The sequence below is a fragment of the Palleronia salina genome (assembly GCF_900141995.1).
Classification (GTDB): domain Bacteria; phylum Pseudomonadota; class Alphaproteobacteria; order Rhodobacterales; family Rhodobacteraceae; genus Palleronia; species Palleronia salina.
Genome location: NZ_FQZA01000002.1, coordinates 57,909 through 83,473 on the forward strand (window position 1 = coordinate 57,909; position 25,565 = coordinate 83,473).

At 67.9% G+C, this 25,565-nt stretch carries 27 protein-coding genes; 6 read left to right on the top strand and 21 right to left on the bottom strand.

The window, feature by feature from the left end:
* On the bottom strand, positions 1-489 hold the full coding sequence (locus BUB76_RS03160) for a peroxiredoxin (RefSeq protein WP_073126662.1): 489 nt from the start codon (positions 487-489) through the stop codon (positions 1-3).
* Between the two features lie 86 nt (positions 490-575).
* Between BUB76_RS03160 and BUB76_RS03165 the strand changes: the two genes are divergently transcribed.
* Positions 576-1,787 (top strand): NAD(P)/FAD-dependent oxidoreductase, encoded by a 1,212-nt coding sequence (locus BUB76_RS03165; RefSeq protein ID WP_073126664.1) that lies wholly within the window; start codon positions 576-578, stop codon positions 1,785-1,787.
* A 10-nt stretch (positions 1,788-1,797) separates the two neighbouring features.
* The gene (gene rsmD / locus BUB76_RS03170; protein ID WP_073126665.1) at positions 1,798-2,367 is read left to right on the top strand and encodes a 16S rRNA (guanine(966)-N(2))-methyltransferase RsmD; all 570 of its coding nucleotides are present in this window, start codon (positions 1,798-1,800) and stop codon (positions 2,365-2,367) included.
* Positions 2,368-2,633: 266 nt separating this feature from the next.
* Here the strand turns inward: rsmD and amtB are convergent, their stop codons facing one another.
* Positions 2,634-3,962: an ammonium transporter AmtB gene (gene amtB, locus BUB76_RS03175; protein WP_175550259.1), complete on the bottom strand. Its 1,329-nt coding sequence runs from the start codon at positions 3,960-3,962 to the stop codon at positions 2,634-2,636.
* 27 nt (positions 3,963-3,989) lie between these two features.
* Positions 3,990-4,328, bottom strand: a complete 339-nt coding sequence (locus BUB76_RS03180) for a P-II family nitrogen regulator (protein ID WP_073126667.1) — start codon at positions 4,326-4,328, stop codon at positions 3,990-3,992.
* A gap of 261 nt (positions 4,329-4,589) precedes the next feature.
* Here BUB76_RS03180 and BUB76_RS03185 point away from each other — a divergent pair, with 261 nt between their 5' ends.
* Entirely contained in the window at positions 4,590-6,797 is a 2,208-nt protein-coding gene (locus BUB76_RS03185) for a transglycosylase domain-containing protein (RefSeq protein ID WP_073126669.1), read from the top strand.
* Positions 6,798-6,846: 49 nt separating this feature from the next.
* Here the strand turns inward: BUB76_RS03185 and BUB76_RS03190 are convergent, their stop codons facing one another.
* From BUB76_RS03190 to rsfS, 8 genes are all read right to left on the bottom strand, one after another.
* Positions 6,847-9,855, bottom strand: coding sequence for an error-prone DNA polymerase (locus BUB76_RS03190; protein ID WP_084140513.1), 3,009 nt, complete (start codon positions 9,853-9,855; stop codon positions 6,847-6,849).
* 73 nt (positions 9,856-9,928) lie between these two features.
* Positions 9,929-10,405: a hypothetical protein gene (locus BUB76_RS03195; protein ID WP_073126671.1), complete on the bottom strand. Its 477-nt coding sequence runs from the start codon at positions 10,403-10,405 to the stop codon at positions 9,929-9,931.
* Positions 10,402-10,881, bottom strand: coding sequence for an RNA pyrophosphohydrolase (locus BUB76_RS03200; protein ID WP_073126673.1), 480 nt, complete (start codon positions 10,879-10,881; stop codon positions 10,402-10,404). Before BUB76_RS03200 ends, BUB76_RS03195 begins: the two co-directional genes overlap by 4 nt.
* A 2-nt stretch (positions 10,882-10,883) precedes the next feature.
* Positions 10,884-12,227: a S41 family peptidase gene (locus BUB76_RS03205; protein WP_073126675.1), complete on the bottom strand. Its 1,344-nt coding sequence runs from the start codon at positions 12,225-12,227 to the stop codon at positions 10,884-10,886.
* A gap of 10 nt (positions 12,228-12,237) precedes the next feature.
* Positions 12,238-13,350, bottom strand: coding sequence for a murein hydrolase activator EnvC family protein (locus BUB76_RS03210; protein ID WP_073126677.1), 1,113 nt, complete (start codon positions 13,348-13,350; stop codon positions 12,238-12,240).
* A complete protein-coding gene (gene gpmI / locus BUB76_RS03215) occupies positions 13,350-14,870 on the bottom strand; it encodes a 2,3-bisphosphoglycerate-independent phosphoglycerate mutase (protein ID WP_073126680.1) in 1,521 nt (506 codons plus the stop codon). The genes BUB76_RS03210 and gpmI overlap by 1 nt, the downstream gene beginning before the upstream one ends.
* Before the next feature lie 72 nt (positions 14,871-14,942).
* Positions 14,943-15,413 (bottom strand): 23S rRNA (pseudouridine(1915)-N(3))-methyltransferase RlmH, encoded by a 471-nt coding sequence (gene rlmH, locus BUB76_RS03220; RefSeq protein ID WP_073126682.1) that lies wholly within the window; start codon positions 15,411-15,413, stop codon positions 14,943-14,945.
* 7 nt (positions 15,414-15,420) lie between these two features.
* Positions 15,421-15,780, bottom strand: a complete 360-nt coding sequence (gene rsfS / locus BUB76_RS03225) for a ribosome silencing factor (protein ID WP_073127507.1) — start codon at positions 15,778-15,780, stop codon at positions 15,421-15,423.
* 303 nt (positions 15,781-16,083) lie between these two features.
* Here rsfS and BUB76_RS03230 point away from each other — a divergent pair, with 303 nt between their 5' ends.
* A complete protein-coding gene (locus BUB76_RS03230) occupies positions 16,084-17,007 on the top strand; it encodes a YihY/virulence factor BrkB family protein (RefSeq protein ID WP_073126684.1) in 924 nt (307 codons plus the stop codon).
* A 3-nt stretch (positions 17,008-17,010) separates the two neighbouring features.
* Here the strand turns inward: BUB76_RS03230 and BUB76_RS03235 are convergent, their stop codons facing one another.
* Positions 17,011-17,661: a Crp/Fnr family transcriptional regulator gene (locus tag BUB76_RS03235; protein WP_308417658.1), complete on the bottom strand. Its 651-nt coding sequence runs from the start codon at positions 17,659-17,661 to the stop codon at positions 17,011-17,013.
* A gap of 180 nt (positions 17,662-17,841) precedes the next feature.
* Between BUB76_RS03235 and BUB76_RS03240 the strand changes: the two genes are divergently transcribed.
* Positions 17,842-18,195, top strand: coding sequence for a response regulator (locus BUB76_RS03240; protein WP_073126689.1), 354 nt, complete (start codon positions 17,842-17,844; stop codon positions 18,193-18,195).
* On the opposite strand, the gene BUB76_RS03245 is transcribed toward BUB76_RS03240, so the two are convergent.
* The 3 genes from BUB76_RS03245 to BUB76_RS17870 form a co-directional block, all read right to left on the bottom strand.
* Entirely contained in the window at positions 18,179-18,571 is a 393-nt protein-coding gene (locus BUB76_RS03245) for a hypothetical protein (RefSeq protein WP_073126691.1), read from the bottom strand. The two genes, BUB76_RS03240 and BUB76_RS03245, sit on opposite strands and share 17 nt — an antisense overlap.
* Positions 18,572-18,574: 3 nt before the next feature.
* A complete protein-coding gene (locus tag BUB76_RS03250; protein WP_073126693.1) occupies positions 18,575-18,859 on the bottom strand; it encodes an ElaB/YgaM/YqjD family protein in 285 nt (94 codons plus the stop codon).
* 76 nt (positions 18,860-18,935) lie between these two features.
* Complete coding sequence (locus BUB76_RS17870; RefSeq protein WP_175481681.1) at positions 18,936-19,112, bottom strand: hypothetical protein; 177 nt, start codon at positions 19,110-19,112, stop codon at positions 18,936-18,938.
* 114 nt (positions 19,113-19,226) lie between these two features.
* Here BUB76_RS17870 and BUB76_RS03255 point away from each other — a divergent pair, with 114 nt between their 5' ends.
* Positions 19,227-19,826 carry a hypothetical protein gene (locus tag BUB76_RS03255; protein ID WP_073126695.1) on the top strand — a complete coding sequence of 200 codons (600 nt, stop codon included), beginning with the start codon at positions 19,227-19,229 and terminating at the stop codon, positions 19,824-19,826.
* Here BUB76_RS03255 and BUB76_RS03260 read toward each other — a convergent pair.
* The 6 genes from BUB76_RS03260 to BUB76_RS17580 are packed head-to-tail and all read right to left on the bottom strand — an operon-like array spanning position 19,823 to position 25,505.
* Positions 19,823-20,539: a gamma-glutamyl-gamma-aminobutyrate hydrolase family protein gene (locus BUB76_RS03260; RefSeq protein WP_073126697.1), complete on the bottom strand. Its 717-nt coding sequence runs from the start codon at positions 20,537-20,539 to the stop codon at positions 19,823-19,825. The two genes, BUB76_RS03255 and BUB76_RS03260, sit on opposite strands and share 4 nt — an antisense overlap.
* A complete protein-coding gene (locus BUB76_RS03265; protein WP_073126699.1) occupies positions 20,536-21,507 on the bottom strand; it encodes an amidoligase family protein in 972 nt (323 codons plus the stop codon). Before BUB76_RS03265 ends, BUB76_RS03260 begins: the two co-directional genes overlap by 4 nt.
* A 38-nt stretch (positions 21,508-21,545) precedes the next feature.
* Positions 21,546-23,090: a phospholipase D-like domain-containing protein gene (locus BUB76_RS18295; protein ID WP_073126701.1), complete on the bottom strand. Its 1,545-nt coding sequence runs from the start codon at positions 23,088-23,090 to the stop codon at positions 21,546-21,548.
* Positions 23,087-24,754, bottom strand: a complete 1,668-nt coding sequence (locus tag BUB76_RS03275) for a sensor histidine kinase (protein WP_073126703.1) — start codon at positions 24,752-24,754, stop codon at positions 23,087-23,089. The genes BUB76_RS18295 and BUB76_RS03275 overlap by 4 nt, the downstream gene beginning before the upstream one ends.
* Before the next feature lie 57 nt (positions 24,755-24,811).
* Positions 24,812-25,372: an RNA polymerase sigma factor gene (locus tag BUB76_RS03280; RefSeq protein ID WP_073126705.1), complete on the bottom strand. Its 561-nt coding sequence runs from the start codon at positions 25,370-25,372 to the stop codon at positions 24,812-24,814.
* A complete protein-coding gene (locus BUB76_RS17580; protein ID WP_308417659.1) occupies positions 25,365-25,505 on the bottom strand; it encodes a NepR family anti-sigma factor in 141 nt (46 codons plus the stop codon). Before BUB76_RS17580 ends, BUB76_RS03280 begins: the two co-directional genes overlap by 8 nt.
* Between the last annotated feature and the right edge of the window lie 60 nt (positions 25,506-25,565).

Consider the following 25,565-nt stretch of genomic DNA (forward strand, 5'->3'; position numbering starts at 1 on the left):
CTACAGGGTGGCGAGGATCGCCTCGCCGCCCGAGGTTTCGCAGACGCCGGGGTTCTCCTCGGCGTGCAGGGTGACGATCTTGTTGTCGTCCACCACCATCGCGTAGCGCTTGGAGCGGTCGAAGAACCCGACGGGCGGCGCGGTGAAATCCATGCCGGCGGCCTTGGTGAACTCGGCCGAGGCGTCGCCCAGCATGGTGATCCCCGCCACGTCCGCGCCGGTGGAGTCCGACCACGCCTTCATCACGAAGGGGTCGTTGACCGCCACGCAGATCACGTCCTCGATCCCCTTCTCGCCCAGCTGGTCGCGCACCCGCATGAAGCTGGGCACGTGGGCCGAGGTGCAGGTCCCGGTAAATGCGCCGGGCAGGCCGAAGACCACGACCTTCTTGCCGCGGGTCAGGTCGTGCAGCTGCACCTGTTCGGGGCCATCGGCCCCCATCCGCAGCAGCGTGGCATCGGGAAGCGTATCGCCTGTGGTAATGCTCATCGGTTCGTCCTTCCGGTCGGTTGTTGGCACCATATTCCGCCGACGATATACGGTGCCGACACCGATCCGCCAGCGGGGACACTTCAATGACACATATCGTCGTGATCGGCGCCGGCCAGGCCGCCAGCTCGCTGATCGGCACGCTGCGGACCAAGGGCTTCGACGGCGCCATCACCCTTGTCGGTGCCGAACCCGTGCCGCCCTACCAGCGCCCGCCGCTGTCGAAGGGATACCTGCTGGGCGACGTGGCGCGCGACCGGCTGTTCCTGCGCCCGGCCAGCTGGTGGGACGAGCATGACGTGACGCTGAAACTGGGAACGCCGGCCAGCGATATCGACACGGCGGCGCGCACGGTCCGGGTGGGCGACGAGACGCTGTCTTACGATCAGCTGGCGATCTGCACCGGCCTTGTCCCGCGTGCGCTGCCCGCCGATCTCGGCGGCGTGCTCGACGGCGTGCACACCGTGCGCAGCCTGGCCGACGTGGACGCGATGGCCGACCCGCTGAAGGCGGCCCGGCGGCTGCTGGTCGTGGGCGGCGGCTATATCGGGCTCGAGGCGGCGGCCGTGGCCCGCAAGCTCGGCGTCGAGGTCACGCTGGTCGAGGCCGCACCGCGCATCCTGTCCCGCGTCGCCGCGGACGAGACGGCGGCCTATTTCCGCGACCTGCATCGCGGCCACGGGGTGCACCTGGTGGAAGGCGCCAGCCTTGCCCGGCTCGAGGGCGAAACGCGCGTCACCGGCGCGGTCCTGGCCGATGGGCGCCGGATCGACTGCGATATCGCCATCGTCGGCATCGGCCTGCTGCCCCGCTGCGCCATTGCCGAAGCCGCGGGACTCGACGTCGATGGCGGGGTTGCGGTCGACGACCGGGGCCGGACCTCGGACCCGCGGATCTGGGCGGCGGGCGACTGCGCGGCGCTGCCCCTGCCTGGCGGGCGGATGCGGATCGAGTCGGTGGGCAACGCCATCGACATGGGCGCGGCGGTCGCGGCCAACATGCTGGGCGCCGATAAGGCCTATGACCCGAAACCGTGGTTCTGGTCGGACCAGTACGACGTGAAGCTGCAGATCGCCGGGCTGAACACCGGGCATGACCGCGTCGTGGTGCGGCCGGGCGCCCGGGACGGCGAGGGGTCGCACTGGTACTTTGCCGGCGACCGGCTGCTGGCGGTGGACGCCATGAACGACGCGCGCGCCTACATGATCGGCAAGCGCCTGATCGAGGCAGGCCGGTCGGCCGACCCCGAGACGCTGGCCGACCCCGCGGCCGACCTGAAGGCGCTGCTGCGCGCATGAGGCGGGCGTTGTGAGAATCGTCGGCGGCCGGTTCCGGGGCCGCGCCCTCGCGGCCGTGGGCAAGGGCGATCCTGCCGCCCACCTGCGCCCCACGACCGACCGCGTGCGCGAAAGCCTGTTCAACGTGTTGTCGGGCGGGAAATTCGGCGATCCGGTCACCGGTGCCGCGGTCCTCGACGTGTTCGCCGGGACCGGCGCCCTGGGGCTCGAGGCGCTGTCGCGGGGCGCGGCCAACGTCACCTTCCTCGAGAAGGGGCGCAAGGCGCAGGCCATCCTGCGCCGCAATCTCGACCTGCTGGGTGTAGAGGCCGAGGCGACGCTGATCTCCCGCGACGCCACCCGCCCCGGCCCGGCGCCCGGCGCCCACGACCTGGTCTTCCTCGACCCGCCCTACGGCACCGGCCTGGGCGAACGGGCCATGACCGCGCTGCTGGACGGCGGTTGGATCGCCCCCGGCGCACTGGTGGTCTGGGAGGACTCGGGTGCGCCGACGCTGCCCGCCGCACTGACCCAGATCGACCAGCGGCGCTATGGCGACAGCACGATCACCTTCGTCCGCCACGGCGAGACCGACGCCTGACCCGCCGTCCGGGCCCGAACGGGTCGGGAAACCCCATCACTGGTCCGTAAATACTCATGGCCGACCATTACCGGTCGGGCGCGGCGTCCGGGGTGTCGCGATCCATTCCCACGACCCGCCCGGCCCATCCATCGCTGGTCCGAGGATACCTCTGCCGAAGGTCGGAGACTGGCCCGACGCTGCCGTGGTGGCGCCCACGAAAAAACCCCGGCGCGGGAGGATGCGCCGGGGTTCAGTGTTCACCTTGGGGTGCAAGGGAGGAGGAATTACCCCTTGGTGAATTCCGGGTAGGCTTCCATGCCCAGCTCGCTCTGGTCGAGCCCGGCGATCTCGGCCTCTTCGCTGACGCGGATGCCCATCACGCCCTTCAGGATGAAGAACAGGACAAGGCTGACCACGAAGACGAAGATCCCGATGGCCGCGAAGCCGATGATCTGGGTGATGAAGCTGGTGCCGTCGGTGTAGAACGGAACGGCCAGGGTGCCCCAGAAGCCCGCGATCAGGTGGACCGGGATGGCGCCGACGACGTCGTCGATCTTCATCTTGTCCAGCATCGGCACGGTGAAGACCACGATCACGCCACCGATGGCACCGATCCACAGCGCACCGAAGAGCGTCGGGTCAAGCGGCCCGGCGGTGATCGACACGAGGCCGGCCAGCGCACCGTTCAGCACCATGGTCAGGTCGACCTTGCCATAGGTCAGCTGGGTCAGGATCAGCGCGGCCACCGCACCGGCCGAGGCGGCCATGTTGGTGTTGGCGAAGATCCGGCCCACGTCGGTGATGTCGCCGACGGTGCCCGCGGCCAGCTGCGAGCCGCCGTTGAAGCCGAACCAGCCCAGCCACAGGATGAACGTGCCGAGCGTGGCGAGTGCCAGGTTCGAGCCGGGCATCGGGTGGATACGGCCGTCCTTGCCGAACTTGCCAAGGCGCGGACCCAGCACGATGGCACCGGCCAGGGCGGCGAAGCCACCGGCGGCGTGCACCAGGGTCGAACCGGCGAAGTCGCTGAAGCCCATCTCGCTCAGCCAGCCGCCGCCCCACTGCCAGGACGCCTCGATCGGGTAGATGAAGCCGGTCAGGATGGCGACGAAGATCAGGAAGGGCCACAGCTTGATGCGCTCGGCCAGCGTGCCCGACACGATCGACGCGGTGGTGGCGCAGAACATCAGCTGGAAGAAGAAGTCGGACGCGACCGACGCGTAATCCAGCGCAGCGGCATCGGCGCCGAGACCCACGGGCTCGAGCGAGGTCGGCGAGATCAGGATGCCGATATAGCCCGCAACGGTCCAGCCATCACCGGGATACATCAGGTTGAAGCCCACGAACCAGTACATGATCGACGCGATGGAGAAGAGCGCGATGTTCTTGGTCAGCTGCGTGGTCACGTTCTTCGACCGCACCAGGCCGGCCTCGAGCATGGCAAAGCCCGCCGCCATCCAGAACACCAGGAAGCCGCCCACGAGGAACAGCAACGTGGTCATGATGTAGGGGCCGATTTCGTCGAAGCCCGGCGCGGCGGCGTCCTGGGCAACGGCCGCCAGCGGCACGAGCGTGGCCACGGCGGACAGGGGGAGAAGTTTCTTCAGTTGCATTCGTCGTTATCCTTCAGGCTGTGCCGCTTAGATGGCATCGTCGTTGGTTTCGCCGGTCCGCACGCGGATGGCGCTCTGGACGTCCAGCACGAAGATCTTGCCGTCGCCGATCTTGTCGGTCTTGGCGGTGGTCGCGATGGTGTCGACGACCTGATCGACCATGCCTTCGCTGACCACGATCTCGAGCTTGATCTTCGGCACGAAGTTCACGGCGTATTCGGCACCGCGGTAGATCTCGGTATGGCCCGACTGCGACCCAAAGCCCTTGATCTCGGTGACCATCATCCCGCGCACGCCAATTGCGGTCAGCGCCTCGCGGACCTCCTCGAGCTTGAACGGTTTGATCGCTGCAATGATGAGTTTCACGTGTCTGTCCCTTGTCGTTGCGATGAGCCGGCCCGGGGGCCTTGCCCGTGAGAGAGAGTGAAAGCCCCGGGATCGGCAAGAAATCGCCCCGGGTCGCGGCGCCTCAGAAAGGAACAAACGCACAATTTTTGCACAATTTGATGTGGTGGATTAAAAAATAGGCGGAAACGAATCCACCATCAGGCTTGCATCCGCGTTCCGCATCGCCAGATCAGACGTTATGCTGTGGTAAAAGAGCAGTGCAGTTTAAAGGGATCGGCCATGGCCAGTTCCGGCAAGGGCAAAGCCCCCCTCGTCGCGCATCGCCGCACCCGGCAGGCGAACAAGACAAAACCGACCAAGCGCAAACCGGCGCGCGCCACCGCGCGGCGGACGCGCCGCCGTGGGCCCTTGGGCTGGATCGCCGCCCTGTTCTCGTGGGTGCTGCGCCTGTTCGGGCGTCTCGTCGTGCGCGGGGTGGCGGTTGTCGCGCTGCTCGTGGGCCTGGCCACCTTCTACGTCTACACCACGCTGCCCCCGGTGACCGAGGTGCTGGATGGCCGTGCCAAGGGGTCGGTCACCATGCTAGACCGCGACGGCGACGTTTTCGCCTGGCGGGGCGAACAGTTCGGCGGCCAGATCGACGCGCAAACGATCTCGCCGCACCTGAAGAACGCCATCATCGCCACCGAGGACCGGCGCTTCTACAGCCATTTCGGTATTTCTCCGCGCGGTATCGCCAGCGCCGTGCGCATCAACCTGCGCGAAGGCCGCGGGCCGCTGTCGGGCCATGGCGGCTCGACCATCACCCAGCAGTCGGCCAAGCTTCTGTGCCTCGGCGTGCCCTACGACCCCGACACGTGGGAGTCCGAGGCCGATTACGAGGCCGACTGCCGCCGCGGGTCGCTGTGGCGCAAGGCCAAGGAGGCGATCTATGCCCTGGCGATGGAAGCCAAGTATTCCAAGGACGAGATCCTGACCATCTACGTGAACCGCGCCTTCCTCGGCGCCGGCTCGCGCGGGTTCGAGGCTGCCGCGCAGCGCTATTTCGGCAAGTCCGCCAATGATGTCACCCCGGCCGAGGCGGCGATGCTGGCGGGCCTCCTGGTGGCGCCCACCCGCTATGCCCCGACCAACAACCTCGAGCGCAGCCAGGACCGCGCGACCCTGATCGTCAGCCTCATGGAGGAACAGGGCTACCTGTCCGAAGCCGAGGCCCAACGCGCCCGCAACAACCCCGCCGTCCTGTCCGAGGCGGCCGAGGCGCGGGCCGGCGGCTATTTCGCCGACTGGGTCATGGGCGCGGCCCCCGATTTCCTGACCCGCAAGACCACCGAGGACGTGATCCTGCGCACCACCTTCGATCCGCGCATCCAGACGGCGGCCGAATCGGCCCTGCGCGAGGTGTTCGAAACCAAGGTCTCGCCCTCGTCCAAGGCGCAGGCCGCCATCGTGGTGATGAGCGCCGAAGGCGCCGTGCGTGCCATGGTCGGCGGACGCAAGTTCAAGGGCGTGGCCGGTCAGTTCAACCGCGCCACCATGGCCAACCGGCAGCCGGGCTCGGCCTTCAAGCCCTTCGCCTATGCCGCCGCGCTGGACATGGGCTATTCGCCGCTGGACCAGATCGTGGACGAACCGATGTCGCTGCAGATCCCCGGATCGGGTGACTGGTCGCCGCAAAACTATACCCGCGACTTCGCCGGTGCGATGACCATGGCCGACGCCCTGAAGGACAGCCGCAACATCCCCGCCATCAAGGTGACCGAGGCCGTGGGCCGCGACGTGGTGCGCCGGGTGGCAAGCGAATTCGGGCTTGAGTCGGACTTGGCATCGGGTCCCGCGCTGGCCCTTGGCGTGTCCGAGACGACGCTGCTGAACATGACCGGCGCCTATGCCGGGATCCTGAACGGCGGCACCTCGGTCGAGCCCTACGGCATCCTCGAACTGCGCCTGAAGGCCAGCGACGAGCCGCTGATGGGCCAGGACGGCGGGCTGGGCCAGCGCGTGATCTCGGAGGACGCCGCGCGGCAGCTGGTCTGGATGATGTCCCGCGTGATCGACGAAGGCACGGGCCAGCGCGCGCGGCTGGACGGGCGCGAGGCCGCGGGCAAGACCGGCACCACGCAGGAGGCGCGCGACGCCTGGTTCCTGGGCTTCACCGCCGATTACGTGGTGGGCGTCTGGATGGGCTACGACGACAACACCCCGCTGACCGGCGTGACCGGCGGCGGCCTGCCTGCCGACATCTGGCGCGAGACGATGGTGCGCATCAATCGCGACGTGCCCCCGCGCCCCCTGCCGATGAGCCCGCCGGCCGGCGTGTCGGGCCAGAGACAGGCGCCGCGCTACGAAGGTCAAAGCGCCGGTGCCCAAAGCGGCGGTCAACCGCAGGGTCAGCCGCGCAACCTCGGCCCGGTGCGACAGCCCAGCGTGGGCGACGTGGCCGACCAGATCATTAACGACGTGCTGGGCAAGATCTTCGGCAACTGACCGGGGCGGGTGCGAATTTTCGCAGAGGATTCGCGCGTCCCGGTCCGGCCTAGCTGCGGACCGACGTGCATTTCAGACCGCCGCCCTCGTCGTCGCGGGCCCAGGCGTCGCTGCGCGTGAGGCCGCCGGCCTCGGCGAAGCGGCGACCGTCCTGCACCGCGCCCCGGGCGGGCGTGCCCATTCCGGGCGTCAGCCGCGCGCGCAGGAACGACATGGGGTGGCGGCGCAGGGTCAGGCGCATGGCGACGTAATCCTCGATCACCTGCTCGCCCTCGGTCATCTGCGGCAGGTAGGCGGCGGGCTCGACGATGCCCTCGCCGTCCATGTCCCCGCCGAACAGCGGCAGCGGCTCGGTCCCGTGCAGCGCCTTGGCGGCCCAGATCGCCTCGCGCCGGCTAAGGCCCAGCCCGGCGAAGGCGTCCGCCTCGGCCAGCGCGCGCAGCGACCGCTGGCACAGCCCCGCGCGGCGCCACAGATCCTCGACCTGCACGTACCCGTTGCCGCGCGCCGCGGTGATCCAGTGCGCCTCGTCCTCGCGCATGGCCTTGATCTGGCGGAACCCCAGGCGCAGCGCCAGGCCCCCCTTGGCGTCGGGCTCCATCACGTTGTCCCAGAAGCTGGCGTTGACGCAGACGGGCCGCACCTCGACCCCGTGTTCGCGGGCGTCCCGCACGATCTGCGCGGGGGCGTAGAACCCCATGGGCTGCGCGTTCAGAAGGGCGCAGGCGAAGATGCCGGGATGGTGCCGCTTGACCCAGGCCGAGGCATAGACCAGCAGCGCGAAGCTGGCCGCGTGGCTTTCGGGGAAGCCGTAACTGCCGAACCCCTCGATCTGGGCGAAGCAGCGTTCGGCGAAGTCGCGGTCGTAGCCGTTGTCGCGCATCCCTTTCAGGAAGCGGTTCCGGAACTCGCTGATATTGCCGAGCTTCTTGAAGGTGGCCAGCGCCCGGCGCAGGCGGTCGGCCTCGTCCGGGGTGAAGCCCGCGCCGATGATGGCGATCTGCATCGCCTGCTCCTGGAACAGCGGCACGCCCAGCGTCTTGCCCAGCACCCGGCCCAGCGCGTCCGAGGGGAATGTCACCTCCTCTTCGCCCGCGCGGCGGCGCAGGTAGGGATGCAGCATGTCGCCCTGGATCGGGCCGGGCCGGATGATCGCCACCTCGATCACCAGGTCGTAGAAGGTGCGCGGCCGCATCCGGGGCAGGAAGTTCATCTGCGCCCGGCTTTCCACCTGGAAAACGCCAAGGCTGTCGGCCTTGCACAGCATGTCGTAGGTCGCGGGATCCTCGGGCGGCAGGCTGGCCAGCGTGTACTCGGTCCGGTGATGCCGCTGGATCAGGTCGAACGCCTTCCGCAGGCACGACAGCATCCCCAGCGCCAGCACGTCGACCTTGAGGATCCCCAGGCTGTCGATGTCGTCCTTGTCCCAGCAGATGACCGTCCGGTCCTCCATGCTGGCATTTTCCACCGGGACCAGTTCGTCCAGCCGGCCCTCGGTGATGACGAAGCCGCCCACGTGCTGGCTCAGGTGGCGCGGGAAGCCGATGATCTGGAAGATCAGTTCAAGCGTCAGGCGCAGCCGCTTGTCGCGCGGGTCGAGCCCGATTTCCGCCATGCGGTGCGCCTCGAGCCCGTTGGTGCCGAAGAATCCCCAAAGCTGCGACGACAGCGATGCCAGCGTGTCGTCGGTCAGACCCATGGCGCGCCCCACCTCGCGGATGGCGCGCTTGGCGCGATAGTGGATCACCGTGGCGCACAACCCGGCGCGGTGGCGGCCGTAGCGGTCGTAGATGTGCTGGATCACCTCCTCGCGGCGCTCGTGCTCGAAATCCACGTCGATATCGGGCGGCTCGTCCCGCGCCTCGGAGACGAAACGCTCGAACACCATGGTCCCGATCTCGGGGGAAACCGAGGTCACGCCAAGGCAGTAGCAGACCACCGAGTTCGCCGCGCTGCCCCGCCCCTGGCACAGGATGTCGCGCGACCGCGCGAAGCTGACGATATCGTTCACGGTCAGGAAATACGGCTCGTATCCCAGCTTGCCGATCAGCGTCAGCTCGTGTTCGAGCAGCTGGGCCACGTGGTCCGGCGCGCCCGAGGGATAGCGCCACTCCAGCCCCTTCAGCGCCAGCCGCCGCAGCCGGTCCGACGCCGATTCGCCGTCGGCCACCTCGGACGGGTATTCATAGCGCAGCTCGTCCAGCGAGAAGGTGCAGCGCGCGGCTAGCGCGGCGGCGCGGTCCCATGCCTTTTCGTGCTCGCCCAGCAGGCGCCGCATCTCGGGGCCCGCGCGCAGGCGCTGCTCGGCATTGGCCAGCGACGCCCGGCCCAGCGCGTCCACCCGCGTGCCGGTGCGGATCGCGGTCAGCACGTCGGCCAGCCGCCGCCGCGCGCCGTGGTGCATCATCGGCCGTGCGCTGGCCACCGTAGGCACGCCCAGGTCCGCGGCGGCGCGGGTGGCGCGGGCCCAGCGCGCGGGGTCCTGCCCGTCATAGCGGGGCGACAGGCACAGGCTCACCTGCCCGGGAAACCGGCCCGCCAGCCGCGCCGCCTGCTTGCGCCAATCGGACGGCCCGCCGGGTTGGACGATCAGCTCGCAGCCCGAGCCCCAGTCCAGAAGATCGTCAAGACGAACCTGGCAGCTGCCCTTCTCGGCCCGAAGCCGCCCGAGCGAAATCAGGCGGCACAGCCGGCCCCAGCCGTCGCGGTCGCGGGGGATGACGGTGACCTGCAGGTCGCGGTCGGTGACGATGCGCGCCGCCGGGATCAGCCGCGGCACGGTGGTGATGTCTGCGCTGGGCGGCCTGGGCAGGCCCGGTGGCGCGGGCGGGCCGATCAGCTCGGCCTCGGCCCTGAGCTTCACCATGCGCCGCAGCTCACGCGCGCGGGTATGGGCGCGCACGATGCCGGCCACGCTGTTCTCGTCGGCGATGGCGATGGCCGACAGCCCCAGCAGCCCCGCCCGGTCCACGTATTCCTCGGGGTGGGACGCCCCGGTGAGGAAGGTGAAGTTGGACGTGGCCGACAGCTCGACAGATGCGGTGACAGGGCGACTCATGCCGCCACTATGTTCTATTTTTGTTCTTCAGTGGAGTCGTTTTGCCGCGCCCCGCGACACGATGCCCCGAAGCCTAGCCGTCGGTGTCGCAGGCCCCGCCGGTGTGGCAGTCGGCAACACGCGCGACCTGCGCGGCGTCGGGATTCTGGAACAGCCATTGCGGGCAGGGCCCCACCTCCAGAACCCGGTCGCCATTCTCATGCCGCAGGAAAACCAACACGTCGCGGTCCTGCGGCGGCAGGTTTCCGCACCAGGCCCCCGCGCAACCGATCTGAACCTGGATGGACCGCGCAAACGGCCTGGCGAACCCGTCCGGGCCCAGCACGCGGCCGCGCAGCCTTGCCGCGATGCGCGTGCCCGGACGCGGCGCGAAATCGGACGAGATCGGGGTTCCGGCCGTGATGCGGCCCAGAACCACCGTGTAGAAATCATCGGAGGCGTCCGCGTCGAGATAGCTGCGCACCACGTCCGGCGCGCGGCAGGACAGCGCCAGGGCCGGTGCCGCCGCGAGGCAGGCCACCAGGGCGCCGAAGATCGCCGCCCGGATCACAGCCTGTCGCGGAAGGCGGCGAACACGGCGTGGTAGATGTCGCGCTTGAAGGGCACGATCTGGTCGATCAGCGCGTCGGGATCGGTCCAGCGCCACGCCGAGAACTCGGGGTGGTCGGTGTCGATGCGCACGTCATCGTCGCTGCCCCGGAACCGCAGCAGGAACCATTTCTGCTTCTGCCCGCGATACTTGCCGCCCCAGACCTTGCCCAGAAGGTCGTCGGGCAGGTCGTAGAACAGCCAGTCGTCCGTCGCCGCCTCGACATCGACAAGGGCGGGCGCGATGCCGGTTTCTTCCTGGAGCTCACGCAGGGCGGCGGTCTGCGCGTCCTCGCCCGGGTCGATCCCGCCCTGCGGCATCTGCCAGGCGCCCGAGGCGTGGTCGATCCGCTGCCCCGCGAAGACGTGGCCGGCCGGGTTGGCCAGGACCACGCCCGCGCAGGGGCGATAGGGCAGATCCTCGGCTTTGACGGCCACGCTTACTGGCCGCCCGGGCTCAGCGCCGACAGGCCCTTGAGGATGTCGATGGCATAGGCCAGCTGGTAATCCTCGTTGCGCAGCTCGGCGGCCTCCTCGGCGGCTTCCTGCTCCTGCAGGATGATCTCGCGCTGATCGTCGGTGACCGAGTCGTTGCTGATCGCGCCGCGCAGGTCCGCCTCGGACCGGCGCTGGAAGGGGCTCGTCTCTTCCTCGGACTCGTCTTCCTCGGGGGTTGCGGCGGGCTGCTGCACCACGATGTCGGGCGACACGCCCAGCGCTTGGATCGACCGGCCCGACGGGGTGTAGTAGCGCGCGGTGGTCAGGCGCATGGCGCCCTCGCCCCTCAGCGGCATGACCGTCTGAACCGAACCCTTGCCGAAGGACTTGGTGCCGACGACGATGGCGCGGCGGTGGTCCTGCAGCGCGCCCGCGACGATCTCGGACGCCGAGGCCGAGCCGCCGTTGATCAGCACGACGATGGGCTTGCCCTCGGTCAGGTCGCCCTCGGTGGCATTCACCCGTTCGCTGTCCTGCACATCGCGGCCGCGGGTCGACACGATTTCCCCTTCTTCGAGGAACGCATCGCTGACCTGGATCGCCTGGGTCAGAAGGCCCCCGGGGTTGTTGCGCAGGTCGATGACGAAGCCGTTGACGTTCTGCATGCCGCCGGCGGCCTCGACCTGTTCTTCCAGGTTCTCGACCAGCTTGGGATAGGTCTGGTCGCTGAAGGTGATGACCCGCAGCACCACGGTGTCGCCCACCAGGCGCGACCGCACGGCCGTCAGCTCGATCGTGTCGCGGATGATCGAAACGTCGAAGGGCTCGTCCACGCCCTCGCGCACGACGGTGACGACGATTTCGCTGCCCACCGGGCCGCGCATCAGGGCCACGGCGTCGTCCAGGGTCAGGCCCAGAAGCGACTCGCCGTCGACATGGGTGATGAAGTCGCCGGCCTGCATGCCTGCGGCGTCGGCGGGGGTGTCGTCCATGGGCGACACGACCTTCACGAAGCCCTCTTCCTGGGTCACCTCGATGCCGAGACCGCCGAATTCGCCGCGCGTCTGGGTGCGCATCTTCTGCGCGTCGTCGGGCGAGAGATAGCTGGAATGCGGGTCGAGCGAGGTCAGCATCCCGTCGATGGCGGCCTCGATCAGGTCACCCTCGTCGACCTCTTCCACGTATTGCGCGCGGATCCGTTCGAAGATGTCGCCGAACAGGTCCAGCTGCTCGTAGACGCTGGAGCGATTGGCGTTTTCCTGCGCGATCAGCGGCCCTGCGATCTGCGTGGTCAGAAGCACCCCGGCCAGCGTCCCGCCGAGGGCGGCCATTACGAACTTTCTCATTTGCCTCGTCCTATTCTTCCTGCACGGTGAACCAGTCTGCGGGGTCCACCGGGCCGTCATCCGACCTCAGTTCCACATAAAGCCTTTGTGGCGCCGTTTGACCAGCGCCGGCTTCGTCGCGGGCTTCGTCAGGGGCCGCGGTCTGTGCGCTGGGCATAAGGCCCAGCGGCGCATCGGCCCCGACGATTTGTCCGGGCGCACCGTAGACCACGTCGAGCCCGGCAAGAACCAGCAGATAGCCTTCGGCGGGCTCAAGCAGCATCACGTTTCCGTAGTCGAGAAGCGGGCCGCGATACCGTATCGTCCCCGGCCATGGCGCCGTCACAAGCGCGCCCGGCGCGGTGTCGATGACCCAGCCCGGCCGCGTGATCCCCGCCGCGTCGCGGTCGCCGAACCCCAGCCGCACCCGGCCCGCCACCGGCAGGTCCAAGCTGCCTTTCGCGCGCAGGAAATCGGCCGCCTCGGTCGCGGCCGGCCCAGCCGGCAGGTTGGCGGCGAAATCCCGGAGACTGCGCGCATCGGACGCAAGGCGGTCCATGGCGGTCTCGTCCTCGGCCACGCGGTCGGGACGGTCAACGCGATCGGCCACCGCCTTGGACAGTGCGGCGCGCGCCGTCTGGATCTGGGACAGGCCGTCGGCCAGGTCGGCCTCGGCGCTTTGTTGCACCGCGCGCAGGCTCGCGATGTTGCGAAGATCGGTCGTCAGCGCCTCGAGCCGTGCGGCCAGCGCGGGCGTCAGGTCGGCCATCAGGATCCCCGCGCGGGCCGTGTTCACCGGCCCCTCGGGATGCAGCAGCAGCGACACCTCGGGCGCGCCGCCCATGACCTGCAAGGCGCCAAGAAGCCGCCCCAGCTGATCGCGCTCGGCATCCAGCCGCGCGGTGATGCGCGCCTCGTCCTCGCGCGCGCGGCGCAACCCGGCGCGCAGGGCGGACAGCCCGTCCTCGTAGGCCTGCACGGTGCGCGTCAGCGCCGCCACCCGGTCGCGCGACGACTCGGCCGCCTCAAGCGACTCGGCGGCCCGCGACAGGGCCTGCGCCGCGCGGTCGGCCATGCTGGCCGCGTCGGATTGCGCCACGGCCGGACCGGCCAGGCAAAGCGAAAGGCAAAGCGCGCGCAGCATCAGCGGATCAGGCTTTTCCCGGTCATCTCGTCGGGCTGCGGCAGACCCATGAGCTCCAGCAGTGTCGGCGCCAGGTCCGCCAGCCGGCCATCGACCAGCGATGCCCCTTCGGGACCGCCCACCAGCATCACCGGCACCAGGTTCGTGGTGTGCGCGGTATGTGGCCCGCCCGTCTCGGGGTCGGTCATGACTTCGCAATTGCCGTGGTCGGCGGTGACGATCATCGCGCCGCCGGCCTTTTCCAGCGCGTCGAGCACGCGGCCAAGACCCTGGTCCACCGCCTCGCAGGCGGCGATGGCGGCATCCAGGTCACCGGTATGACCCACCATGTCGGGGTTGGCGTAGTTGCAGACGATCAGGTCGTAGCCCTTCTCGATCGCCTCGACGAAACGGTCGGTGACCTCGGCCGACGACATCTCGGGCTGCATGTCGTAGGTCGCGACCCTGGGCGACTTGGGCATGGCGCGATCCTCGCCGTCCTCGGGCGATTCCTTCCCGCCGTTCAGGAAGAAGGTGACGTGCGGGTATTTCTCGGTTTCGGCCAGCCGGAACTGGCTGAGCCCGTGCTTGGCCACCCACTCGCCCAGCGTGTTCACCAGCTTGCGCTTGGGAAAGACGGTCGAGAAATAGGCGTTGTGGTCCTGGCTGTACTCGACCATGCCCAGCCGTGCGTTCAGCTGCGGCCGGTCCGAGACATCGAAACCGTCGAAATCGGGCGCACCGATGGCGGCAAGGATCTCGCGCGCGCGGTCGGCGCGGAAGTTCAGGCAGAAGAACCCGTCACCATCGGCCATGCCCGCGTAATCGCCGATGACCGTCGCCGGGATGAACTCGTCGGTCGTGTCCGTGTCGTAGGCCTGGCTGACGGCGGTGTCCGCATCGGCTGCCGTCGCTTTGCCCTTGCCGGCGACCATGGCGCGGTAGGCGGTTTCGACCCGTTCCCAGCGGTTGTCGCGGTCCATGGCGTAGTAGCGCCCGATCACCGTGCCGATGCGGGCACCTTCGGGCAGGTTGTCCTGCAGGTGCCGCATGAAATCGCGGGCCGATTTCGGCGCCACGTCGCGCCCGTCGGTGATGGCGTGGATGACGATGGGAATGTTCGCCCTGGCGATGATCCGCGTCGCAGCGAGGACGTGGTCCACGTGGCCGTGCACGCCCCCGTCCGAAACCACGCCCATCAGGTGCGCCGTCCCCTCGGACGCGCGCAGGTTGGTGATATAGGCCTGCAAGGCCGGGTTCTCGGCAAAGCTGCCATCCTCGATCGCCAGGTCGATCTGGCCCAGGTCCATCGCCACCACGCGGCCCGCGCCGATATTGGTGTGACCGACCTCGGAATTGCCCATCTGGCCCTTGGGCAGGCCGACGTCGGGGCCGTGGGTGGTCAGCCGCGCCTCGGGGCCCGCGTCGCGGATCCGGTCGAAATTGGGGGTTTTCGCCAGCGCGGGGGCGTTCGCGTCGGTCTCGTCCCGCGCGCCCCACCCGTCGAGGATGCAAAGGACGACTGGCTTCGGTGCGGTCATGGCTTGCTTTCCCGTCTTTGGCTGTGCCGCCGTTCTATCGTGCCGGCCGCCGGGGCGAAAGCGTCGCGCGGCCTATTCGCGATGGTAGGGTGCGCCCGACAGGATCGACACCGCGCGATACAGCTGTTCGGACAGCATCACGCGGGCCAGCATGTGCGGCCAGACCATGCGCCCGAGGCTGAGCCGGGCATCGGCGCGCTTGCGCAAGTCCGGGTGCAACCCGTCCGCACCGCCGATCAGGAAGGCAGCCGCGGGCCGGCCCTCGTCCCGCCATCGGGCGAGCAGGTCGGCAAATTCGGGGGAGCTGAGCGTCTTGCCGCGTTCGTCCAGCGCGCAGATAACGGCGCCGTCCGGGATGGCGCGGGCCAGCGCGTCGGCCTCGGCCTCCATCCCGCTGGTCTTGCGGGTCTCGACCTCGTGCTCGGCCAGGGGACCGAGAGACAAGGGCCGTCCGGCGCGGTCGAAGCGGGCCGCGTAATCGTCGATCAGGCTGCGCTCGGGGCCGGGCCGTATCCGGCCCACGGCGCACAGATGGACCTTCACCTGGGGGTCAGGCGCGGCCCGGGGCGTCGGTCGGGCCGAGCCACATCTTTTCCAGCTGATAGAACTCGCGCACCTCGGGTCGGAACACGTGCACGATCACGTCGCCGGTGTCGATCAGCACCCAATCGCCGCCATCCTTGCCCTCGACCTTGCACAGCCGACCGAAGTCGTGCTTCAGCCGATCGACCAGCTTATCGCTGATCGACGCGACCTGGCGCGACGAGCGGCCCGAGCAGATGACCATGAAATCGGCCATTTCGGATTTGCCGCGCAGATCGATCTGCACGACCTCCTGGGCCTGGTCGTCATCGAGGGATTTCAGGATTTCCGCCAGCAGCGCATCGGGCTGCAAGCGCGTTTCGGACAGGGGCGCGGACGTGCGCTGATCCGGGTGTGCGACCTGGCTGGTCGCGGTCTGGGTAGCAGACAGGACGGTGTCCTCCTTCGTGGCTGCGCCGTCTGGCCACGACGCGGGCGTACGGAAAAGATAACCATCGCCTGGCGCGATTCCAACAGCGGCGTTCGCCCGGATCGACGACGCGGCGCGTATTTTGCGCCAAATATGCACCTTTCCGCCGCCGATCCGGCCATCCGGCTGCCCCAGCGGCTGTTTCGGGCCGCGACAACCCTATGTTAATCGTCGGAAGTAACGATCAGAACGGAGGCCGCCATGGCCACCATCCTGGGCCCGGGGCTGAACTGGCGGATCTGGTACCATGCCGCCAAGGGTGTGTTTTTCGAGCTGAACAACAACAACCTGGGCCTGATTTCGGCCGGGGTGGCCTTTTACGGCATGCTTGCGATCTTCCCCTCGGTCGCCGCGGTCATCGCGATCTGGGGCTTTTTCGCCGATCCGCTGACCGTGGCCGAGCAGTTGGATGTTCTGCGCGGCTTCGTGCCCGGCGATGCCTACGCCATCCTCGACCAGCAGGTCAGCGCGCTGATCAATGCCAACTCAAGCACGCTGGGATGGGCCACGGTGATTTCGCTGGGGGCCGCCATCTGGTCGTCGCGGGCGGGTGTCGCCGCGCTGATCCGGGGTCTGAACGCCATCTACCGCGAAAGGAACCGCGAAGGACTGCGCCAGATCGCGGCGGCCTTCGGCGTGACCTTCCTTCTGATCGGTGTCGCGCTGATCGCGCTGGCGTGCGTCGTGATTTTGCCCATCGTGCTGGCCATCCTGCCGCTGGGGCCGATCACGACGCTGCTGATCGCATCCGCGCGCTGGATCATCGCACTGGGCGTCGTGGTCGGTGCGCTGGGCGTGGTCTATCGCTATGGCCCCAACCGACGACATGCCCGTCCCGGCTGGCTGACGCCCGGGGCGATCGTGGCGATCATCATCTGGGGCGCGATTTCCTACGGGTTCTCTTACTATCTGTCGAACTTCGGCAACTACAACCAGATCTACGGCGCACTGGGGGCGGTGATCGCGTTGCTCATGTGGCTGTATCTCAGCGCGTTTTCGGTCCTGCTGGGCGCGTCGCTGAACGCCGAGCTCGAGCTGCGCACGCGAGAGGACAGCACCAAGGGCCCCGAGCGGCCCATGGGCGAACGCGAGGCGCGGGTCGCCGACACCCTGATCGAGAATTGAGGCTCAGATCAGGGGGCGCACCTTGCGCTCAACCTCGTCCATGACGGCCAGTTGGCGCAGGCCTTCCCGGTCGAAGACCCGCACGACACCTTCGGCCCAGCTTGCCAACCCCCGGTCACGCAGTTTCGCAAGGGTCTTGTTGGTGTGGACCAGTGACAGGCCCAGCGCGTCGGCCAGGTCCTGTTGGCGGAACGGGAAGGAGAAGACCCCGTTATCGACACGGCCCAGTTGCCGGAAACGGTCGTGGATGACCACCAATGCCCAGGCCACGCGTTCCAGGGCGGACCGCTGCCCCACCGTCGCCAGGGCCGAGCCCAGAAAATGCTCCTCGCTGCAGACCAGCCACGTCATGTCGAAGGCCCGTTCGGGATGGTTGCGGAACAAGGTCCAGATATCCGAGCGCCGGAAGACGCACAGCGTCATCGGCGTGGTCGCCTCGATCGAGTAGCCGATATCGTCGAGCATCGCGTCCTGCATGCCGATGAAGTCGCCCGGCATCACGAAGTTGGTGATCTGGCTCCGCCCGTCTTCCAGCGTCCGGAACCGCACGCCCATGCCATCCAGCACCGTGAAGAGCTGTGGGCTTTTCGCCCCCTCGATGACCACGGCCTGACCAGAACTCACGTCGATCTCGCCCACCTTGAAGTGCGACATGAACTCGAGCTCTTCCGGCGAAAGGTTTTCGAAGCCCGGAAGGCGACGAAGTGGGCAGTTACTACAGTCGGTCGGCATGAAGTTTCTCGTTGGGATACGTCATACTTTAATGCAAGGCTTCTCGCGGTCTATCAAGAAGCGTTCAAACGCCCATACCAGACACCATTCCGGAAATTGCCCATGCCGATCGTTCTCATTGTCGAGAATGTTCCCGTCGTTTCAGAAGATATCGCCGAAACCGTTCGAACCCAACTGCCCGACGCCGAGACCGTGACCGCCAAGTCCCTGAAGGATGCGGAGGATATTGTCGTGACCGGAACCGATATCCGGCTCTGCATCGTGTCGGGATCTGCCGCGGCGCCGCGGCTCGAGGGTCTGGCCCGGGCCCTGGCGGAACGCCAGGTGCCCACCGTGGTGATGACCAATCACCAGGTCGTCGTCGACATGTTCGACGAGCGGGCCGAGATCCTGGGCAAGCCGTTCTCGACTCAGATGCTCAGCGACGCGCTGCGCAACCTCAATCTTTCCGACTGATCGCGCGCGCGACCGACAGTCCCAGCAGGAAGGCCTGTGCGACATTCGCCGCCGTCAGGGCGCGGGCGCTTGTCTCGTCGGTGGCGGCCTCGGTGGATTTCGTGGGATCCGCCATCTGGCGCGCCTGCTCGCGCGGGATCGCGCGCGGCGGGATCTTGGAATAGGCCAGGATGAGAAGACCGATCACGAAGAAGACGCCGCCCACGATGAGCGACGCGATCAGGCCACCGTAAAGATCGATCAGGTAGATCATGCCGGCGCTGGCGAAAAAGCCGACACCGACCAACGCGAACAAGCCGCCCAGCGTGCCGTACACGGCACGCCGGGCGACGCGCTTGCCCATCAGCTGGGCGCGCAGAAGAATCGGGGCGAACACCGATCAGCGGCGGGTCAGGAAGCCGACGATCAGGCCCACCAGGGCGGCGATGCCAAGGGCCGTGGCCGGGTTTTCGCGCACGTATTCCTCGACCTCGTCGACCTTGTGCTCGGCCTCGCTGCGCATGGCGTTGGCCCGGCGGCGCGCTTCGTCGCTGTAGGCGCGGCCCTTGGCGACACCCATGTCCTTGATGGTATCCGTCAGGCGGGCGATGTCGCCCTTCAAAAGCTCGACCTGGCGCGACAGCTCCTCGGTCGACGGCTCCGGCTTGTTGGTGTTCTCAACCATGAAAAAAGTCCCCTTGAACGTCTGAATTCAAGGGGACAATCACTTGGGCTGCGACAAAGTTCCGCAGCGGTTGGGCTCACATCTGTTTGGCCGTCGTTTCGTCGCCATCCGCGGCCAGGCTCGATGCCCTCTCTTCGCCGCGACGACGCTTGCGCAAGTGGTGATCGGTCCGCTCCTTGCTGACGATTCCGAAGATCGTCACGGCCCCGAGGGTCAGGAGCGCGAGAAGCACGAGAAGGTAGGTCAGGTCCATAACTGGTCCTTTCAGGTTGCTGGTCGTTGGCTGCACAATCCACGACAGCGCCCGCCGTTCCGGAACCGCGGCGGTCTGTGCGGGTTTGCCACAGGCAGGCAAAAAGGAAACAACATGACCATCACCGCACGCACCCTGATGGCCGCCAAGGCCAAGACCGAGGATGGGGATTTTCCGGTACGCGAGCTGTTCTTCTCTTCGCGTGACTGGACCCTGCGCCACGTGCTGGTCGATCTCGGCGGATGGCTGAGCCGGGAAGAGGTGCTGGTGACCATCCGGCGGTTCGAGCGGCCAGACGATTCCGGCTGGCCCCTTGCCATGTCACGGGCCGAGCTTGACGACGCCCCCATGCTCGACCCCGCGTCCGAGCCTGCGCCCGACCTGCCGCCCGTGGTGATCGGGCCGTTCGGGAACACCTTCTCGCCCCTTCTCGCGGCAACGGTCGGCATGGAGGAGTCCATGCCTGAGACGTCCGGAGACGATGCCCCCTCGGACGTCATGCGCGATGGCAGCGGCCGCGTGTTCCGGTTGGAACGGATGTCCGAGTGGATCGGGCGCGAGGCGTTCGGCCCCGAGGGCCCGCTGGGCGAGATCACCGACTTTCGCATGACAGATGATTTCCGCATGACCGACGCCCTGCTGAAGGGCGACGGCATCGTGTCCCTGTCGCGGTTCCGGCGGCTGGCCGACCAGGGCCACGCCGTTTTCGGCTAGACCGGGGCCGCGTCCCGGACCGCGCTGATCTGGTCGCGCGCCTCGTAGCGGGCGGCCGCCGCGTTGACCAACGCCCGGAAGATCGCGCGCTGGCGGTGGGCGTAGAACAGGTGCTCGGGGTGCCACTGCACGCCCAGAGCGAAGGGCGGTGCGACCCGCTCCACCGCTTGGATCATGCCGCCTTCGTCGCGCGCGGCGACCTGCAGACCGTCCCCGAGAACCGACACCGCCTGGCTGTGCAGCGCGTTCACCCACATGGGCGCCGTGCCCGTATGGCGTGACAGAAGCGTGTCGGGCCGCACGTCGATGTGTTTCTTCGGCAGGATGGTCCAGTGCCGTTCGCTGGCCGTGTAGGTGCCGTATGCGTCTTGGTCCAGCCGCCCGCCCAGCGCGACGTTGATCATCTGCGCGCCACGGCAGATGCCCAGGACGGGCTTGCCGGCCGCCATGGCCTCGCCCACCAGGCGCTGTTCCAGCGCGTCCCGCTCGGGGTCGAGCCGGGCGGACGAGATGATCTTTCCGCCGAACAGGTCGGGCGAGATGTCGTCGCCGCCGCCGATGATGACGCCATCCACCGCGTCGATGTCGTCGGGCCGGTTTACCCCCCACCGCACCGCGCGCCCACCCGCCAGCCAGACGTTCAGCGCCACCAGCGGGAAGATCCGCCAGCCCGAGCGTTGCGAGGTGGTGACGCCGATCAGCGGTTTCCTCATGGGTGCATCCCGGCGTCGTTCAGGATCTCGGCCGCGCGGTCACGCCAGCCCCCCGGCAGGTGCAGCACGCCGGAACGGTGGTCCCGCCACGCGGTGCACAGCCGGTCGAGCAGGTCCGCGTCCGCCCCGATTCGCTCGATGGCGCACCAGCGGTTCCATTCCAGCGTGACCGACCAGGCGGGATCGTCGATCCGGCAATCGGGCAGGCGATAATGCCAGGCCGGCCGGGCGGACTTGTGGTCCATCTGCGGAACGGCGGCGACGACGCGGTCGGGCGCGTGCTGCTTCAGGATCGGCAGCAGGTCCAGCGCGTGGTTCCGGCTGGCCGCGTGTTCCAGGTAGGCGTCGGTCAGGGCGTCCATGTCCCAGTCATCGGCCTCGGGCGCGCAGATCTCGTCGGTCAGCGCCGCTGGCATGGGGTCGACGAAGGGCAGGATGCGACGGGCCGGATCGATATCCATGCTGTCGCGTAGACATTCCTCGACCAGGCAGAAGGCGCGCAGGGTCGGAAGGATCGCCGGGACCGACATCGCGGGCAGCGCCGCGTTCAGATGCACCCCGAAGCCCAACGCGACCCCGTCCTGCGTGCCCAGCGCGCCGGCGGCGACCAGGGCTTCGTTCACCGCCTCGATACGGGCCAGCTCACGCGGCAGCACCGGCTCGGTCACGTATTCCACCGGGATGACCGCGCGGCCCAGGTCGAGGCCCATCTGCGCGATCTTCGACGAGGCGTGATCGCGCAGCTTGGTGTCGAGCAGGATTTCCACCGTGCCCAGGTCCGATCCCTCGACGGTCCATTCGTAGTCGCCGGTCTGCCGCTCGGTCCCGCCAAGGCCATTGGCCAGGATATGGGTGACGGCCCGCTCGTCCAGGCCCCCGAGTTCGACCTCGACGCCGACGCGGCGTGGCGCGCCGTCTTCGGTCTCGGGGCGCGGCAGGTCCTGGGCTTCGGGATGATCCTCGGTCATGGCCAGCCAATCCCGGGCGGCAACGCCCGGTTCCCCGCTCAGACGATTTCGCCCGGAACGCCGGGCAGGGGCATGCCGAACTTGCGGGCGGGACGCACATCGTAGGGCAGAAGAAAGCTTTCGCGGTTCTCGGGCTGGCGGAACCGGTCTTCCTCGGCCCAGCCGCGGACCTGTTCGATGGCCGAGCGCTGCGGATCGAAGGCCCGCTGCCCGGCCCAATGGGTCAGGGCGCGAGACAGAACGTTGCGCGCGAAATCGCCATCCTTGGTCAGGACGCCGGCCTCGGTGTCCCAGTGCAGCGACCGACCATTCAGGTTCGCCGACGAGATCAGCGTGCTGCGATCGTCGAAGACACACAGCTTGGCATGGACGTAGATCAGCGGGGCGCCGTCGATCACGTCACGCCCCGGTGGGGGACCGGGCAGTTCGCTGCGCGGCTGGGCGGGCGAGGCGAAATAGGCGCGGTCGCCGAAGGCCTTGGACACCTGTCGCACGCAGCGCGCCTGGAGATACTCGCCGAAGCGCGCATCGACCTTGGTGCGCCGGTGAAAGGCGATATCCTCGGGCGCGGCCGGCAAGACCATCAGCAGTTTGAGATCCGGATGCTGCCCCGCGAGGTCGGACAGGTGCCGGGCCAGCGCGCGGTCGCGGAAGAACTGCGTCTCGAAATAGATCAGATCCCGCGAGGCGGCGGCTTCCTCGAAGATCGTGTCGTTGATCTCGGTCAGCAGCTGGCTGGGCCCGAACGCCGTCAGCGGCCAGTGACGCCGCTTGGACAAGGTCCGCACGAAGCCGCCCTCCCCGGGCGTGGGATCGGCGTCGCCGCGCGTCACGTCGGCCATCGCTTCCAGATGCGCCTCGGCGGCCGCGGCGGCAGGTCCCTCGACGATCATCTGCACGTCGTGCCAGGTCTGTTCGCCCGGGCCGCGGTGCTGCCGCGTGTCGTAGCGGCGCCCGTTCAGGTCCAGCCCGCCGATGTAAAGAACGCGCCCGTCCATGACCGCCAGCTTCTGGTGATGCGACACCGGATGCAGCGGGAACGGCCCGCCGCTGTGTTGTTCGACAAGGTGCTTGGCGCCCACCCGCAGCCAGCGATGCGCGCGCCGCAGGTGGCGGAACCTCGTCAGGCGCGCGGGCGCTTCCAGCCCGTTCAGCGTCTCGCGCAGTTCGGCCAGTTCGCGCGCGACACGCGGCCAGAGCGCAAAGCCGGTCAGCCATCCCACGCGCGCGGGATGCATGGCCGCGCGCGCCCGCAGCGGCGCGGCGTCGGGGCCGGCAAGCTCGGATATCGCCGCCATCTGGCGCATGGAAGACCAGCAGACCGCGTGCATCTCGGGCGAGACGATCGGGTCGAAATCCGACAGTGTCAGGTCGATGCGCACGCCGCGCCGAAGGGTGTGGATCAGCAGGTCGAACCAGTCCTCCCCGATCTCGCGCGCGTTTTCGGAACGCAGCTTGGTCTGCGCGTCGAACACGCGGAAGCCCATGACGATCCGGTCCTGCGCGGCCAGCACGGCCTCTTCGAAGGCGGGAAAGGCTTCCTCTGCCGTCAGCAGCAGCCGGGGGGCGGCCGTGTCTGTCATAGCTCGTCCGTGAATTCGCTGGTGTCGAAGACAAGGGTGACGGTATGGCGTCCTTCCGACTCGCGCACGGTCATCCTGCCGTCCAGCTGCATGACGAACGCCTGCATGAGCTGCGACCCCAGGCCCGAGGCCCCGAGCCCCGCATCGCCGGCGAATCTCGGCCCAAGAGAATTCTCGCAGCACAGCGTCACCGTGCCCTCGGACTCGGTCAGGCCAAGCTTGATCCAGGGCCGCTCATCTTTCTGCGATCCCACGTATTTGAACGCGTTGGTCAGCGTTTCCGTGACCAGCAACGACAGTGGCACCGCCTGGTCCGGGTAGAGCGCCACGGACTGGATGTCGGTCTGCAGGTCGATCGCCCCGTCGCTGACATCCGCGTTGGCGGTGATCTGGTCCACGAGATCGGCGATCAGCTGTGCGCTGTCCACCCGGCTGAGCACGTTGGCGCGATAGAGGTTCCGGTGGATCGTCGCCAGGCCCAGGACCCGGTCCTGCAGGCGGCGGATCAGGCTGCGCGTCTCCTCGGACGTGGCCTTGCGCAATTGCATGTTCATCATCGACGAGATCAGTTGCAGGTTGTTCTTCACGCGGTGGTGGACCTCTTTCAGCAGCACGTCCTTCTCGTGCAGGCTGTTCTCGAGATCGGCCTCGTCGCGCAGGATGCGTTCGGTCAGCTGCTCGAACGCCTCGACGACCTCGCGCAGTTCGCTGGGCAGGTCGCCGCCGTCGCGGAACGGCAGAACGCGGCGCGTCGTGGTGAAGGCGCGGATGCGCAGCCGCAGCTGGCGGATGTGGCGCACCACCAAGCGGTGCACCGCGAAATATGCCACCCCGATGCTGACCAGCCACATGAGCAGCGGGAACAGGATCGCGCTGGCCGCTGTCAGCCCCCCCGTCGAAACGGCCGAGGACCGCCAGATCGACATCGCGAAGATCTCGCCGGGGATGATCGGGACGGTGGTGTAGATGTAGGACCTGCCGTCAGGTCCCTCCTCGATGATCTGGCGGGCGCCCCCGAAGATCGCACCTCGGAAGTGCTCGAAATCGGGCAGCAGGGGCAATATGTCGGTCGTGCTTGCGGCGCTGGCGAGGCTCAGGACCTCGCCCGTCCGCGTCATGGTGAGGGTGGCCAGGGGCGACTCGATCCCGGCCTCTTCGCTTCCGATATTCAGCGGTGCCTGCGGGATCGAGACGCCGAAGAACCCGATCGATCGCCCATCGATACGAACGGGCTCGACGACCGAGACGACGGGCACGCCGGAGATTGCGCCCTGGGACGAAGCGAAGAAGCCGGCATATTCGGAGATCCACCGACGATAGACCGGGTTGTCGGACAGGTCCGTGCCGATACCGGAGGACGCGCACCGCACCACGCCATCATTGTCGACGTAGCCCGCGAACGACACGGACGGAAACCGCGTGGTGAACCGCACCATGTTGGCCGAGCACGCGTCTTGATCCTCGAGCGACGTCGCGACAATCTCGGCAGCGATGCGGGCCGCGCCGCGCATCTGCACCAGAGCTTCGCGCTGGTCGGTCACCGCGTTGACCGTGCGCCCGATCAACGCCGCGCGCGCGACCTCGTCGGCATTGTCGATCACGCGGTAGGTCTGCACCATGGCGATGAGGCCAATGGGCAAAAGGGCGAGGCCCAGAAGGGCCATGAGCCGGACATCAAGACGGTCCAGACCGTCAATTCCCCGCCCGCCAGGTAGCATGACTTAGCCCTGCCGCGTATGCGATGTGGTGATGACGGAATCGTTGGTCGAGTCCTGGATCACCGGATCTTCGTCCGGGTCCAGCTCCATCAGTTCGGCAAGCCGACGGCGGCCGCGGTTGGCGCGGCTCTTGATCGTGCCGACGGCGACGCCGCACATCTCGGCGGCCTCTTCATAGGCAAACCCGGACGCGCCCACCAGCATCAGCGCCTCGCGCTGTTCGTCGGGCAGTTTTTCGAACGCCTTGCGGAAATCGTTCATCGCGAGACGCCCGTCATGGTGCGGCTTCTCGGACATGCCCGCGGCCATCACGCCGTCGACATCCGCGACCTCGCGCTTGGCCTTGCGGCGGATCGAGTAGAAGGCGTTACGCTGGATCGTGAACAACCACGCCCGCAGGTTCGTGCCGGGCTGGAACTTGTCCATGTTCTTCCACGCCTTCTCGATGGTGTCCTGCACCAGGTCGTCGGCGGCGGCGGAATTTCGGGTAAGGGACATCGCGAAGGCACGCAGGGCACCAAGGTGTTCGATCAGCTCGTCCCGGGGGTCTTGGATATCATTCATCCGGTTCGACCTGCCCGCCGGAATCGGCTTCCTGATCCTTCAGCTGCTGAAGAAGCTTCTTGAATCGGTCCGGCACGTCCTCGCCGGCGTCCTGGCGATACACACGCCTTAGGTTCTCGTCGATCTGGCGCATGACTCTATCTGGGTTCTTTTCTGACGACATAAGGGGTTCGCTGTGCAGGACCTGACGGAA